At 70.9% G+C, this 14159-nt stretch carries 11 protein-coding genes and 2 pseudogenes; 6 read left to right on the top strand and 7 right to left on the bottom strand.

Annotated features, from left to right (window positions below):
* Nucleotides 1-3: 3 nt before the first annotated feature.
* Genes BM43_RS12835 through BM43_RS12820 form a run of 4 tightly spaced genes read right to left on the bottom strand, consistent with a single transcriptional unit; the run spans nucleotide 4 to nucleotide 4583 of the window.
* Entirely contained in the window at nucleotides 4-984 is a 981-nt protein-coding gene (locus BM43_RS12835) for an ABC transporter permease (RefSeq protein ID WP_036055328.1), read from the bottom strand.
* Nucleotides 977-2032: an ABC transporter permease gene (locus tag BM43_RS12830; protein WP_036030446.1), complete on the bottom strand. Its 1056-nt coding sequence runs from the start codon at nucleotides 2030-2032 to the stop codon at nucleotides 977-979. Before BM43_RS12830 ends, BM43_RS12835 begins: the two co-directional genes overlap by 8 nt.
* Nucleotides 2029-3582, bottom strand: a complete 1554-nt coding sequence (locus BM43_RS12825) for a sugar ABC transporter ATP-binding protein (protein WP_036055329.1) — start codon at nucleotides 3580-3582, stop codon at nucleotides 2029-2031. The genes BM43_RS12830 and BM43_RS12825 overlap by 4 nt, the downstream gene beginning before the upstream one ends.
* Nucleotides 3579-4583, bottom strand: coding sequence for a sugar ABC transporter substrate-binding protein (locus tag BM43_RS12820; RefSeq protein WP_036055330.1), 1005 nt, complete (start codon nucleotides 4581-4583; stop codon nucleotides 3579-3581). The genes BM43_RS12825 and BM43_RS12820 overlap by 4 nt, the downstream gene beginning before the upstream one ends.
* Nucleotides 4584-5020: 437 nt before the next feature.
* Between BM43_RS12820 and BM43_RS12815 the strand changes: the two genes are divergently transcribed.
* Nucleotides 5021-5629 (top strand): hypothetical protein, encoded by a 609-nt coding sequence (locus tag BM43_RS12815; RefSeq protein WP_036055331.1) that lies wholly within the window; start codon nucleotides 5021-5023, stop codon nucleotides 5627-5629.
* 47 nt (nucleotides 5630-5676) lie between these two features.
* Here BM43_RS12815 and BM43_RS12810 read toward each other — a convergent pair whose 3' ends face one another.
* The gene (locus tag BM43_RS12810; RefSeq protein WP_036055332.1) at nucleotides 5677-6492 is read right to left on the bottom strand and encodes a hypothetical protein; all 816 of its coding nucleotides are present in this window, start codon (nucleotides 6490-6492) and stop codon (nucleotides 5677-5679) included.
* A gap of 77 nt (nucleotides 6493-6569) precedes the next feature.
* Between BM43_RS12810 and BM43_RS12805 the strand changes: the two genes are divergently transcribed.
* Together BM43_RS12805 and BM43_RS12800 are read left to right on the top strand one after the other, a co-directional pair.
* Nucleotides 6570-7178 (top strand): alpha/beta fold hydrolase, encoded by a 609-nt coding sequence (locus BM43_RS12805; protein WP_036055333.1) that lies wholly within the window; start codon nucleotides 6570-6572, stop codon nucleotides 7176-7178.
* 373 nt (nucleotides 7179-7551) lie between these two features.
* Nucleotides 7552-9651, top strand: a complete 2100-nt coding sequence (locus tag BM43_RS12800; RefSeq protein WP_036055334.1) for a catalase — start codon at nucleotides 7552-7554, stop codon at nucleotides 9649-9651.
* Between the two features lie 173 nt (nucleotides 9652-9824).
* On the opposite strand, the gene fabV is transcribed toward BM43_RS12800, so the two are convergent.
* Nucleotides 9825-11027 (bottom strand): enoyl-ACP reductase FabV, encoded by a 1203-nt coding sequence (fabV, locus tag BM43_RS12795; RefSeq protein WP_036055335.1) that lies wholly within the window; start codon nucleotides 11025-11027, stop codon nucleotides 9825-9827.
* Between the two features lie 254 nt (nucleotides 11028-11281).
* Entirely contained in the window at nucleotides 11282-11923 is a 642-nt protein-coding gene (locus BM43_RS12790; RefSeq protein ID WP_036055336.1) for an FMN-binding negative transcriptional regulator, read from the bottom strand.
* Nucleotides 11924-12058: 135 nt separating this feature from the next.
* Between BM43_RS12790 and BM43_RS42690 the strand changes: the two are divergent.
* The 3 genes and pseudogenes from BM43_RS42690 to pdxR form a co-directional block, all read left to right on the top strand.
* Nucleotides 12059-12346: pseudogene (locus BM43_RS42690) on the top strand (GntR family transcriptional regulator); the annotation flags it as partial.
* 94 nt (nucleotides 12347-12440) lie between these two features.
* Nucleotides 12441-12761: a hypothetical protein gene (locus tag BM43_RS42685; protein WP_370448950.1), complete on the top strand. Its 321-nt coding sequence runs from the start codon at nucleotides 12441-12443 to the stop codon at nucleotides 12759-12761.
* Nucleotides 12739-13948 (top strand): annotated as a pseudogene (gene pdxR, locus BM43_RS42680) (MocR-like pyridoxine biosynthesis transcription factor PdxR); the annotation flags it as partial. The gene BM43_RS42685 and the pseudogene pdxR, both read left to right, overlap by 23 nt.
* Nucleotides 13949-14159: the final 211 nt, after the last annotated feature.

The following is a 14159-nucleotide window of genomic DNA, read 5'->3' as shown; positions in this document are numbered from 1 at the left end:
CGCTCAGGCCACCGCACCACGGCGCCCGGCGAAGCTGATCGCGAGCACCGCCAGGATCAGCGCGCCGGTGGCGACCTGCTGCCAGTAGAAATTCCAGCCGATCAGCAGCAGGCCGTTGGCGACCAGGCTCAGCAGCAGCACGCCGAGCAGGGTGCCCGGCACGCTCGGCCGGCGCGCCGGCGACAGCGTGGTGCCGATGAAGGTGGCGCCGATCGCGTTGAGCAGGAAGCCGTTGCCGGACAGCGGCACATAGGCCTTGACGGTGGACGACAGCAGCAGCCCGACCACGCCATAGACCAGCGCGCTGGCCACGAAGCCGGCCGTGACGATGGCCGCCACCGGCAGCCCCGAATGGCGGGCCACGCCGGGCTGCACGCCGAAGGCGACGGCGGCGCGGCCGAAGCTCGACCAGGCCAGCGCGGCATGCACGGCCAGCGCCAGCGCCGCCACGATCAGGAGCGGCACCGGCACGCCGCCGAGCCGGCCGTGCGCGAGCGCGCCGAACAGCGGCGGCAGGGCCAGGTTCAGCAGGTAGACGGGCTGGCCGCCGTCGGTGGCGAGCTGCTGGACCGTCTGGCCGATGAACAGCGTGCCGAGCGTGGCTAGGAAGGGCGCGATGCCGATCCGCGCGATCAGCAGGCTGTTGAACAGGCCCACCGCCGCGGCCGCCGCCAGGCCGCCGGCCAGCGCCAGCGGCACGCCGACGTGATGGGCGCACAGCAGCACGAAGGCGAGGCTGGCCAGGTCGATCGCGCTGCCCAGCGAGAGGTCGACGGCGCCCAGCGACAGCGCGAGGGTCATGCCGAGCGCGGCGATCGCGAGCAGCGCGAAGTTGTTGAGCAGCACGTCGGCCAGGTTGCCGGGCCGCGCGAAGCCGGGCGCGAACACGGCGAAGAACAGGATCACGGCCAGCAGCGCGCCGACCAGGGTGAAGCGCCGCGGCGAGCCGAGGCGCGCGAGGGTGGACGGGCGGGCTTCAGTCATGGGCTCGGCTCCCGGCATGACGGCGGCGCACGATCGCGGTGGTCGCGACCACGAACAGGATCAACACGCCTTCCACGCCGTTGACCCAGTAGCTCGACACGTTGTCGAGCTGGAAGCCGTTGCCGATCACGCCGATGAACAGCACCGCCAGCAGCGTGCCGGGAATGGTCGGTACCAGGCGGCGCGAGAACACCACGCCGAGCAGGGCCGCGGCCACCACGGTCAGCAGGTTGTCGCCGGCGCCGGGCGAGCTGCCGCTCAGCAGGGCGAGGTTGGCGAGCGCGGCCAGCGCCGCCGCCAGCCCGCTCAGCACGTAGCTGGCCGCGATCGCGCGGTTCACGCGCAGGCCAGCCGCGCGGGCCGCCTCGGGATGCGCACCCACCGCGTGCAGGCGCAGCCCGAAGGGCGTGCGATGGATCAGCAGCGCGAACACGGCGGCCGCCGCCAGCAGCGCGAGCGCGAGGGTGGGCACGCCGGCGATGCCGTCGCCGAGCAGGAAGGCGAGCAGCGGCGAGCTGGCCGGCACCGAGGTGTTCTGCGTGAGCACCAGCTCGAAGCCGGCGCACAGGTTCATGGTGGTGAGCGTGGCGAGCAGCGGGTAGATGCGCAGCACGATCACCGCGAAGGCATTGAGCGCGCCGACCGCCGCGCCGGCCGCCAGCGTCAGCGCGAGCGCCAGGCCGGGCGAGATGCCGGCGCGCAGCGAGACGGCGTACACGGCGGCGCACAAGCCGAGGTTGGCGGCCACCGACAGGTCGAGGCCGCCGCGGATCGGGTCCGCGCCGCCGCCGATCAGCACCACCGTCAGGCCGAAGCCGAGCAGGCCGACCACGGCCGATTGCTGGACCACGTTGGCGAGATTGGCGAGTGTCAGGAACAGCGGCGAGCTGAGCGCGAACACCGCCAGCACGGCGGCGAAGGCGAGCGCCGCGCCGCTGCGCAGCCACCATTGCGCGCCGGGCAGCGGCAGGCGGCGGCCCGGGCGCGGCGTGGCCGGCGCGTCGCCGCTGGCGGCCGCGTCGGGCCGGGCGTCGAGGACCTTGCTCATGCCGCCACCTCGCTGCGTGCCTGGCTGCGCTCGAAGGCATCGCCGCCGCGCGCGCCGGTGGCCCAGGCGAGCAGTTCGTGGCGGTTGGTGTCGCGCGTGACGAGTTCGCGAACCAGGCGGCCGCGCGCCATCACCAGCACGCGGTCGGTGATGCCGAGCAGCTCGATCAGGTCGCTCGAGAACAGCAGCACGCTGGCGCCCTCGCGCGCGAGGCGCTCCAGCAGCCGGTAGATCTCGTGCTTCGCGCCGATGTCGACGCCGATGGTCGGCTCGTCGAGCAGATAGACATGCGAGGCGCGGCTCAGCCACTTGGCGAGCGCGACCTTCTGCTGGTTGCCGCCCGAGAGCTGGCGTACCGGGGCGTCGCTGCCGGGCGCGCGGATCGCGAGCGCCTCGATCAGGCCCGCCACGATGCCGGTTTCCCGCGCGCGGGCCATCAGGCCGAAGCGACTCACGCGCCCGAGGCTGGCCAGCGAGATGTTCTCGCGCACCGACAACGCGGGCGCCACGCCGTGCGCGCGGCGGTCCTCCGGCACGAAGGCGATGCCCTGGCGCACCGCGTCGCGCGGCGAGCGCAGGCGCAGCGCGCGGCCGTCGAGCGCGAGGCTGCCGCTCACGCCGCGTTCGAGCCCGAACAGGCTGCGCACCAGCGGCTTGCCGCCCGAGCCGAGCAGGCCCGTCACGCCGACGATTTCCCCGCGGCCCACCGAGAACGACACGTCCTCGAAGCGGCCCGGCGCCGACCATGCCTGCACGCGCAGGCGCGCGGGGCCGATCGCGCGCGGCGCGGCCTGCGCGCCCGACGGCGCATCCTCGCCGATCATCGCGGCCACCATGGTCTCCACCGAGCTTGCGCGCGCATCGAAGTGGGCCACGTCGGCGCCGTCGCGCAGCACCGTCACGCCGTCGCAAACCTGGGCGATCTCGTTGAGGTAGTGCGAGACATAGAGAATGGTCTGGCCGCGCTCGCGCAGATGCTCGATGGTGCGCAGCAGGCGCTCCACCTCGCGGCTCACCAGCGCGGCGGTGGGCTCGTCGAACACCAGGATGGCCGGCTGCTCCACCAGCACGCGCGTGATCTGCACCAGTTGCTGCTCGGCCACGCTCAGTTCGCCGATCAGCCGATCGGGCGGCAGCGTCACGCCGAAATGCGCATCGAGCGCGTCGAGCGCCGCGCGCCGCATCCGGCGCCGGTCTAGCAGGCGCAGCGAGCCGGCCGCGCGCGGCCCGAAGGCCGGTTCGCGGCCCAGCCACAGCGCCTCGGCCACCGTCAGCGTCGGCGCCAGCAGGCGTTCCTGGTGGATGAAGCCGATCCCGGCCGCGCCGCGTCGCGCGAGCCCGTCCACCTCGATGCTTCCCGCATCGGCCTCATGGATGCCGGCCAGGATCTTGATCAGGGTGGACTTGCCCGCGCCGTTCTGGCCGATCAGGCCATGCACGGTGCCGCGCGGCACCGTCAGCGAGGCGCCGCGCAGGGCCGGCACGCCGTCGAAGCGCTTGACGATGCCGCGCAGCGCCAGCGCGGGCGGCGTGCTGGCCGGCCCGCTCATTTCGTTGCGGCCGCAACGGGCTGGGCTTGGCCGAGCGCCTGCTGCAGCGAGCCGGCATTGTCCTTGGTCACCAGCAGCGAGGGCACGTAGGTATAGGGCGGCAGCGAGCGGTCGCCCGCCAGGTAGCGCGCCACGTTGTCGGCGGCGGTCTTGCCGATCAACGCCGGCTGCTGCGCCACCACCGCGCCGGCGCTCGACTTCGGATCCTTGACCAGCGCCACCACGTCGGGGCTGCCGTCCACCGCGTAGGTGCGGATCTCGCTGCGATGCGCGGCGTCCACGGCCTGCGTGGCGCCCACCTGCGGCACGTCCCAGGCCGACCAGATCGCCGAGATCTGCCCCTTCGGGTACTTGGTCAGCAACTGGCTGACCTGCGCATAGGCGTTCTGCACCGTGTTCGGGATCACGTCGCGCAGCTCGGGCTCGATGATGTGGACCTTCGGGTAGTACTTCAGCACCGCCTTCAGCTGGTCGTAGCGGATTGCGCAGACCGGCACGCCGTAGAAGCCGTTGAACACCAGGATGTTGCCCTCGCCGTGGATGTCGTTGACCAGCTTCAGCGCCAGTTGCTCGCCGATGAAGAAGTTGTCCGAGGTGGTGTCGTTGATGCTGGCCGGCGAGGCGGTGTCGATCGTGAACAGCGGGATGCCGGCCTGGCGGATCTTCTGCAGCCAGGGTTCGAGCACCGAGGCGGTGCCGAGCTGCTCGATGATCGCGTCGGGCTTCTGCGCGATCAGCGTCTGGATCTGGGCGATCTGGCGGTTGTCGTTGCGGCCCGCGTCGAGCGCGATCGGCGTGCCGCCGAGGCGCTTGATCTCGTCGATGGCGCCCTGGTAGGCCTTCAGGTCCCAGTAATGATCGGTGCCGGCGGCCGTGATGCCGATCCGCTTGCCCTTCAGCGAGGGCACCGGCGCGTTGTCGGGCGCGGCCTGGGCTTGCGCGGACGGCGCCGGCAGGGCCAGCGGCACCGCCAGCACGGCGGCCGCGGCGATTGACGACAAGCGGGCGGCGAAATCGACGCGGAAGCGGCGGCGGGTGACACGAGGGGCACGAACGGAGCGAGTGGGGCGGAGGCGGGAGCGGAGCGTCATCGAGGCACGAGTCAGGTCGGTAGAACGTCGGAACCGGCTGCGAACGAGCCGGATCAGCAGCAATCTAATCGGCGGCCCCGGCCTCGCGAAACCATCGATTTGCGCTTTGGTTATGAGCGCCGGCCTGAAGTGCTTTGCCGGTTTCCCGCGCGTTGCATCTGACGCGGGGTGGATTGTCGATGCGATTCGATGCAATGGGGATGATCGTTGCGTTTCGCGACGCCTATCGCCGGCCTCGATTGACAAGGCCGGCGGCCGCCTGCAAGCTCCGCGCTTCCCATTTTTTCTCGATGCGCGAGCGCCGGCCGCAGGGCGCGTGGCGCACCTCGAGCTGTTCAGGACTTCGCATGAAGAAACGCTGGATCGCCGGCATCGTGGTGCTCGTCGTGATCGGCGCGGGCGCCGGCCTGGCGCTGGCCGGCCGAGAGCTGTCGCGGGTGGTGCCGGTCGCCAACGGCATGACGCGCGTCTCGTTCGACGGCAACGACGGCTACGTGATACGCAGCTGGCGCGAGAACTACAACGCGCATGGCTTCGACATGATCAGCTTCCACTTCGTCGACAAGGCCAATGGCGGCCAGTGGAACCTGGTGCCGCTGTACGGCGCGCCGGGCAAGCCCGGGGCCAAGGGCGCCGACGACGACGAAATCGACACGCTGACCGTGAACGGCGGCGCGGACTGCCTGCTGCAGGATTTCCGCCTGCTGAAGGCGGCGGCGGGGCAGCCGATGCGGCTGATCGTGGCGACGCGCGAGATGGGCGACAACTACGCGGCTTCGGAGACGGTGCGCTTCAGCGACTACGTGCTGACGCGCAACGACGACGGCACGATCGGCTGGCCGCCGCTGTACTTCAAGCTGGTCAAGCGCACACAGTCGACCGGCAGGTATTGCGACGTGAACGAGGCCTTTGACCGTGAACGGCATCTCGGCACGCTGAGCGGCGTGGCGCATTGATGGGGTGATTCGCTTCGAAGCGCGGCATTCGTAGCGAATCGATGGGCCTAGCGTGGCGGCGCGGCTTCGGCCGCCAGGTTCGGCCCGGCGGCATGGTTGCCGCGCTCGCTCGCCGCGCGAGCCAGGCGCCGCGTGGCCCATTGCACCAGCATGGCCGTCGCGCAGGCGGTGCCGAAGGCGAGCGGGATCGGCCAATGCGGCAGCGCATACGCCAGCGCCAGGCAGAAGGCGACGAAGGAGAAGCGTCCCAGCACCATCCCGCGCAGCAGGGCGATCGCGAAACCGGCGCCATGCGCGCGATGCGAGGAGACGGCCAGCACGCTGCCGAGCAGCGGAAACACGGCGAGCAGCCCGCTCCATGCCGGGCCCGCGCGATTCGACAGCGCGGTGACGGCGAGCGTGAGCAGCGCGCCGGCCAGCATGCGGCCGGCCAGGTCGCGGCGGGCGAGCGGCAGGTTCGCCGCGCCGGCCGCGCCACGCGGCAGGAAGGCCTGCCCGAAGGCGATCGCGGCCAGCGCCGCGAGGGCCGCCGCGAGCGGCGTGCCGGGCAGCCGCGCCAGCGCCGCGGCCGCCATCGCCCAGACCAGCAGGCCGGCGCCCAGCGCGATCGGCCAGGCGCGGGCGCGGCAGGTCCAGGCATAGGTGAAATTGAAGGCCTCGGATGCCAGAATGGCGGCCAGCGACAGCAGGGCCGCCTGCGCGCCGAACGCCGGGCCGTGCTCGAGAACCAGCAGGAACAGGATCGGGCCGGCCACCACCGGCAGCCCGGCCAGCCAGCCGGCGATCGACGGCCCCCACCAGGTGCCGGACATCGAGACCACGAGCAGGAACAGCGGGACGAGCGTCAGCTTGAGCGCGAGCATGGCGGGAGCGGGTAAAGCTGGATGATACCCGCGCGCGGTTCCGGATCGAAACATCACCACCAGCCAACGAGAGAGCCATGCCGATCCCCTCCACCCTGTTGTTCCTGCCGGGCGCCTCGGGCGATACCGGCTTCTGGCGGCCGCTGGCCGATCGCCTCGAAGCCACGGCCAGGCGCGAGATCCTCGCCTATCCCGGCTTTGGCGGCGAGCCCGCCGATCCGTCGATCCACGATATCGACGACTTGCTGGAGCGCGTGCTGGCACGCATCGAGGGCCCCACCGCGCTGATCGCGCAATCGATGGGCGGCGTGCTGGCGGTGCGCGCCGCGCTCGCCCGGCCCGAGCGGGTCACGCACCTGGTGCTGTGCGTGAGCTCGGGCGGCCTCGACATGGCCGCCCTGGGCGCGCGGGATTGGCGCGCCGATTTCCTCGCGAACAACGGGCATCTGCCGGACTGGTTCGTCGCCAGCCGGGGTGAGCTCGGCGAGCGCTTGCCGGCCGTCGCGCAGCCGTCCCTGCTGATCTGGGGCGACGACGATCCTTACAGCCCCGTCGCCGTCGGCGAGCGGCTGCACGGCCTGCTGCCCGATTCGACCCTGCACGTGGTGCCCGGCGGCCGGCACGATCTGGCCCGCGTTCATGCGGCCTCGCTGGCGCCGCTGGTCGACGCTCATCTGCGGCGCTGAACGCCGCCGCATCCCCTCCGCATCTTCGCCGCTCCTCCGCCTCGTGCCGGGCTCGTGCCCGGCACGGCGCCATCGATTCCTCCTTCCCTCAGCGCCGGGTTCGCATCTTGCGCCTGCCTTGCCGACGACTCGCGGCGCGTGCGGCACCGATGTGCCGCCGCGCCTCGCCAAGCCTTGCCGCGCCGCCCGCGCCGGCATGGCGAGGCGGGCGCCGCCGCCGGTCCCTGTCGGGCACGGCCGTGTAGTTTTTGCACGCCGCCGCGCCCGATGCGATTCCGGCCCGATCGCGCCCCGCCATGTTCGCCGCCTCGCGGCCTCGTGCCTTGGCGCGCATCGCAGGCCCCAACCCCACAACCCGCCGCGGAGGAAACACATGGCCAAATCGAAAACGCCCCAGGATGCCGGCACCGTCATCGGCAAGGGCGGCGAAACGCATCAACAGCACACGGGGCAGGGCAAGCACGATCCCGAGGTGCTGACCACCAATTTCGGCATCCCCGTTTCGGACAACCAGAACAGCCTGCGCGCCGGCGAACGCGGTCCGACGCTGCTGGAAGACTTCGTGCTGCGCGAGAAGATCTTCCACTTCGACCACGAACGGATTCCCGAGCGCATCGTGCACGCGCGCGGCAGCGGCGCGCACGGCGTGTTCCGCTGCACCAGGGCGATTCCCGAGCTCACGCGCGCCAGCCTGTTCCAGAAGGTCGGCGACGAGGTGCCGGTGTTCGTGCGCTTCTCGACCGTGGCCGGCGGCGCGGGCTCGGTCGACACGCCGCGCGACGTGCGCGGCTTCGCCGTCAAGTTCTATACGCAGGAGGGCAACTGGGACCTGGTCGGCAACAACATCCCGGTGTTCTTCATCCAGGACGCGATCAAGTTCCCCGACCTGATCCACAGCGTGAAGATGGAGGCCGATCGCGGTTACCCGCAGGCGGCTTCCGCGCACGACACGTTCTGGGATTTCGCGAGCCTGATGCCCGAAAGCACCCACATGCTGATGTGGGCGATGTCGGATCGCGCGATCCCGCGCTCGCTGCGCATGATGCAGGGCTTCGGCGTGCATACCTTCCGCTTCGTCAACGCGAAGGGCCAGGGCAAGTACGTGAAGTTCCACTGGAAGCCGGTGCTCGGCGTGCAGTCGACCGTCTGGGACGAGGCGGTGAAGATCGCCGGCGCGGACCCGGACTATCATCGCCGCGACCTGTTCGAGGCGATCGAGGCCGGCGATTTTCCCGAATGGGACCTCGGCATCCAGGTGTTCGACGAGGCCTGGGCCGCGAAGCAGCCCTACGACGTGCTCGACGCCACCAAGCTGATCCCCGAGGAGGAGATCCCGGTCGAGCCGATCGGCCGGCTCACGCTGAACGCCAACGCGAAAAACTTCTTCGCCGAGACCGAGCAGGCCGCCTTCCTGCCCTCGAACGTGGTGCCGGGCGTCGATTTCACCAACGACCCGCTGCTGCAGGGGCGCCTGTTCAGCTATCTCGATACGCAGAAGTCGCGGCTGGGCACCACCAACTTCCACCAGATCCCGATCAACGCGCCACGCTGCCCGTTCCACAACATGCAGCGCGACGGGATGATGCAGACGCAGGTGCCGGAAGGCCGCGCGAACTACGAGCCGAACTCGCTGGCCGACGCGGGCGAGCCGGGCGGGCCGCGCGAGGCGCCGGCCGAGGGCTTCACCACCTTCGAGGCCAATGCCGAGCGCAACGATCCCTCGGAGAAGCTGCGCGTGCGTGCCGAGCTGTTCGCCGACCACTACAGCCAGGCGCGGCTCTTTTTCCGCTCGCTGCAGCCGATCGAGCAGGCGCACCTGGCCTCGGCCTTCGTGTTCGAGCTGTCGAAGGTGTCGCTCGAGGCGGTGCGCTCGCGCATGGTGTCGAGGCTGCGCAACGTCGACGAGTCGCTCGCGCAGCGCGTCGCCGACGGCCTCGCGATCGCGCTACCGCCGGCCGCGCCGCCCGCGCGCGAGCCGATCGACATGAAGCCGTCGCCGGCGCTGTCGATCGTCGGCAACGCGAAGCACACCGTGCAGGGCCGCAAGATCGGCATCCTGTTCGACGAGGGTTCGGACAAGGCGGAGATCGACAAGTTGGTGGCCGCGATCGAGAAGGCCGGCGGCCGCGCGATGCTGATCGCGCCGAAGGTCGGCGGCATCGCCGTGAAGGGCGGCACGCTGACGGCCGACGGGCAACTGGCCGGCTCGCCCTCGGTGCTGGTCGACGCGGTGGCGCTGGTGCTGGCGAAGGACGCGGCCGAGCGGCTGGCGGCCGATTCGGCGGCGATCGCCTTCGTGCTCGACGCCTATGCGCACCTGAAGGCGATCGGGCATACACCCGGCGCGCAGCCTCTGCTGGATCGGGCCGGCGTGCAGGCCGACGCGGGCGTGACGGGGCTCGGCGATGCCTTCGTGAAGGCGGCGGGGCAGCGCTTCTTCGATCGCGAACCGAAGCTGCGCACGCTGGCCTGAGCGCGGGCAAGCCGGCGCCTGGCCCCGAGGCCGGGTGCCGGCCTCGGCTCGAGCCCCAGCGTGCAAAGGAAACGGGCCGGTCGCGAGGCGCGTGCGATGCACGCCTTCGCGACCGGCCCGCGATGCGGTGCGCGCGGCCTGGACGGCCCGCGCGCCCGATCCTGGCGTGACCGTTACAGGCCGACCGAGATCAGCCCCGGGATCGCCACGTCGGGATTGACGTCGGCGTCGTAGTCGACACCGGCGATCTCGAAGCCGAACAGGCGCAGGAACTCGTGCTTGTAGCCGGCGAAATCGGTCAGCTCGTAGAGGTTCTCGTTGGTGACCTGGTTCCACAGCGCCTGCACCTTGCCCTGCACCTGCGGATCGAGTTCCTTGTAGTCGGCGCGCAGGCGGCCGTCCTCGTCGATATGCGGCGTCGAGCCGTACATCGTGTCGTGCAGCAGCCCATAGACCTGCTCGATGCAGCCTTCGTGCGTGCCGGCTTCCTTCATCACCTTGAACAGCAGGGAGAGGTACAGCGGCATCATCGGGATCGCCGAGCTGGCTTGCGTGACGACCGCCTTGAGCACCGCCACGCGCGCGTCGCCGCCGGTGGCGGAAAGCGTCTCGCGCAGGCCGATCACGGTCTTGTCGAGATCCTTCTTGGCCGCGCCGATCGAGCCGTTCCAGTAGATGTCGTGGGTGATCTGCTCGCCGAGGTAGGTGAAGGCGGTGGTCTTGGCGCCCGGGGCCAGCACGCCGGCCTGGTTCAGCGCGTCGATCCACATCCGCCAGTCCTCGCCGCCCATCACCGCCACGGTGTTGTCGATCTCTTCCTGCGAGGCCGGCTCCAGGACGGTGTCCTTGATCACTTCCTTGTCGGTGTCGAGGCCGCGGAAGGCCACGCTCTTGCCGATCGGCTTGAGCGTGGAGTTGTGCACCACGCCCGTCTTCGGATGCGTGCGGCGCGGCGAGGCCAGGCTGTAGACCACCAGGTCGACCTGGCCGAGATCGGCCTTGATGGTGTCGATGGTGACGCGCTTGACCTCGTCGGAGAAGGCGTCGCCGTTGATGGTCCGGGCGTAGCGGCCCTCGGCCTTGGCGAACTTCTCGAAGGCGGCGCTGTTGTACCAGCCGGCCGTGCCGGGCTTGGTCTCGCTGCCGGGGCGCTCGAAGCACACGCCCAGCGTGTCGGCCTGCGAGCCGAAGGCGGCCGAGATGCGCGCGGCGAGGCCGTAGCCGGTCGACGAGCCGATCACCAGCACCTTCTTGGGACCGTTGGCGATCGGGCCTTGCTTGACGACGTAGTCGATCTGTTCCTTGACGTTCGCTTCACAGCCGACAGGATGAGTGGTCACGCAGATGAAGCCACGCACGCGCGGTTTGATGATCATGAAAGCCCCTGAATACAGTAAGCGTCGAAGTTCGACGGACGGAAACGCCGTGCATTGTAATGGAAGCCCCGCGGGGCGCGAACGATTGCGGGGCGGGGCATCCGACCCTGGCCGCGGCGGGCGCGACGGCCGGGCGGCCGTCGATATGTATTTCCCAGGCGCCGGATATCCGGCACGCCGCCGCGCCGGCTTGGCACCGGCGGCTTGTTCATTTTGTAATCGAGGGGTTCGCGAGTTCGGGCGCTCTTGCGCTCTCAGGCCTTCGGCTCGCCCAGCCCGCCCGCCAGCATGGCCTCGGCGATGTCATGCCGCCCCTGCCCGCGCAGGCCCTCGGCCGCGCCCTGCACGTCGCGCGCCGCCTTGTTCTGGCCCAGCTTGAGCTTGCCTTCGAAGCGCGTGATCTCGATCTCGATGCCGACGATGGCCTTCAGCATCTCGTCGAGATAGTCGGCCGGCGCATCGCCCATCTTCCAGGGCACCGGCTGCGTGGCCTCGTGGCGGCGCGTCAGCTTTGCCACCACGCCGCGCACATAGCGTTCGTCGTCGCGCACCGTGATCCGGCCGTGCGCGTGCGCGACCGCGTAGTTCCAGGTCGGCACCTGCCGGTGCGCCTCGTGCTTGCTCGGGTACCAGTTCGGCGAGATGTAGGCGTCCATCGCGCGGAACATCACCAGCACCGGGTCGCCGTTCGCGACCTGCCGCCAGACCGGGTTGGCGCGCGCCACGTGGGCATGCAGCACGCCCAGGCCGCCGGCCGCCGGATCGAGCTCGAACGGGAGGTGGTTCGCGTCGAGCCCGTCGGCGCCGTGCGTGACCAGCGTGCCGAACGGGTGGGCGGCGATCAGCGCGTGCAACACCTCGGGGCGGGCTTCGTTGAAATGGTCGGGCAGGTACATGGCGGCTCCGGGTGGGGCGGGCGGCGGCGCGCCGGTTGGCTGGCGCGGCGCCCGGTAGTCGAATTCGCGTATTCTGCTAGCTGACTGGCTCAAGATAAAGAGCCAGTTTCCCGTCATTTCAATGGACCAGAATCGATGGCTCGTACCGCCCGGTCGCCTGCCGTTCCCGCGCTCGGCCCGCTAGACCGCGCGGCCGGCCAACTGAGCCGCCAGCTCGCGCAGGCCTTGCGCGACGCGATCCGGCGCGGTGGCCTGCTGCCCGGCGAACCGCTGCCGGCCACGCGCCAGCTCGCGGCGGCGCTCGGCCTCGCGCGCGGCACCGTGATCGAGGCCTTCGAGCAACTAGTCGCCGAGGGCTTCCTGGTCTCGCGTGGGCGCACCGGCACCTGGGTGGCGCCGGCGCTGAGCCTGCCTGTCGCGGCGATGGGATTGCATCCCGGGGAGGCGCGGCCGGGGCGGGATGCCGAGCCGGTATCGCGGCTGGGGCGGGCAGGCGCGGTTGGTGGAGTTGGTGGAGTTGTTGGAACTGTTGGAACTGTTGGAACTGTTGGAACTGTTGGAACTGTTGGAACTGTTGGAACTGCTGGAACCGCTGGAACCGCTGGAACCGCTGGAACCGCTGGAACCGCTGGAACCGCTGGAACCGCTGGAACCGCTGGAACCGCTGGAACCGCTGGAACTGCTGGAACTGCTGGAACTGCCGGAACTGCCGGAACTGCCGGAACTGCCGAAGCCACCGAAGCCACCGAAGCCACCGAAGCCACCGAAGCCACCGAAACCGCCAAGAGCGCCAAGAGCGCCAAAGCCGGCAACTCGCGCCGCCACGCGGCGAGCGTGACCGGCGAAAATCCAGCCGGGCCGAGCCGCCTGCCCGGCCCGGCGGCCATGTACGCCGCGATCGCCGCCGATTTCGAGCCCTTGCCGCCGATCCCGTTCGCGGTCTCGGTGCCGGGCGGCGCGACGCTGCCCGATGCGGCCTGGCGGCGGCTCGGCAACCGGCTGCGCGCTCGCGGCCCGGCCGCGCCGTCGGGCTACGGCGACACGCGCGGCGTGGACGCCTTGCGCGAGGCGATCGCCGCTTACGTGCGCCGCGCGCGCTCGGTGCGTTGCGAGGCCGCCCAGGTGATCGTCACCAGCGGCACCCAGCAGGGGCTCTACCTGGCCACCCAGGTGCTGCTCGGCGAGGGCGAGCGCGCCTGGGTCGAGAACCCGGCCTATCGCGGCATCACCGCGATCCTCGAGAGCACCGGGCGTCGCGAGGCCATCGTGCGCGTGCCGGTCGACGCCGAAGGGCTCGACGTCGATGCCGGGCTGCGCCTGGCGCCCGAGGCGCGCGCCGCCTTCGTCACGCCCTCGCACCAGTACCCGCTCGGCATGCCCTTGAGCGTGGCGCGCCGCGACGCGCTGCTCGACTGGGCCCGCGCGCGCGACGCTTGGATCGTCGAGGACGATTACGACAGCGAGCTGCGCTATGCCGGCCATCCGTTCCCGGCGCTGCAGGGGCTGGACCCGCGGCGCGTGGTCTATCTCGGCACCTTCAGCAAGATCCTGTTTCCCTCGCTGCGGCTCGGCTACGCGATCGTGCCGCCGGAGCTGGTAGCCGCGTTTCGCGGCGCGCGCGTGCTGATGGACCGCCATCCGCCCGAGGCCGACCAGCACGTGCTGGCCGCCTTCATCGGCGAGGGCCATCTCGACCGGCACATCCGGCGCGTGCGCGGCGTCTATGCGGCTAGCCGCGCCCGGCTGATCGCCACGCTCGACGCGGCCTTGCCGCCGGAACTGGCCTGGCGCGAGCCGAGCGACCAGGGCATGCACCTGGTGCTCTGGCTCGCGCCGGGCGTCGACGATCGCCGCGTGGCGGCCGCCGCGCTGGAGGCGGGCGTCGCGGTGCGGCCGGTGTCGCCGATGTACGCGCCGGGCACGGCGCGAGCCGGGCTGGTGCTCGGCTTCGGCGGTTATGACGAGGCGGTGATGGAGGCGGCGGCGCGGCGGTTGGCGGCGGTGATCGTGGCCGCCGCGAAGTAGGCCCGGCACCGCGCGCTTCATCATGCGCGTCGAGGTCGCGGACCATAGGTTTCCCGCTTGATCGTTGGCAAGGCTATCTCTTTTCAGGTTCGTTACGCTGCCGGTTCGGTTTCAACCCGGTGCATCGTTGCGATCCGGCTTGCCCGGTTCATCTCGATGCCGGCATTCGTCCGGCAACCCCATCTTCCTGTTCGCGACAAGGAATCGTCCC

This window comes from Burkholderia gladioli, assembly GCF_000959725.1.
Taxonomy (GTDB): Bacteria; Pseudomonadota; Gammaproteobacteria; order Burkholderiales; family Burkholderiaceae; genus Burkholderia; species Burkholderia gladioli.
The sequence above is the reverse complement of the archived record's forward strand: the minus strand, read 5'-3'. Positions and strand labels throughout refer to the sequence as shown.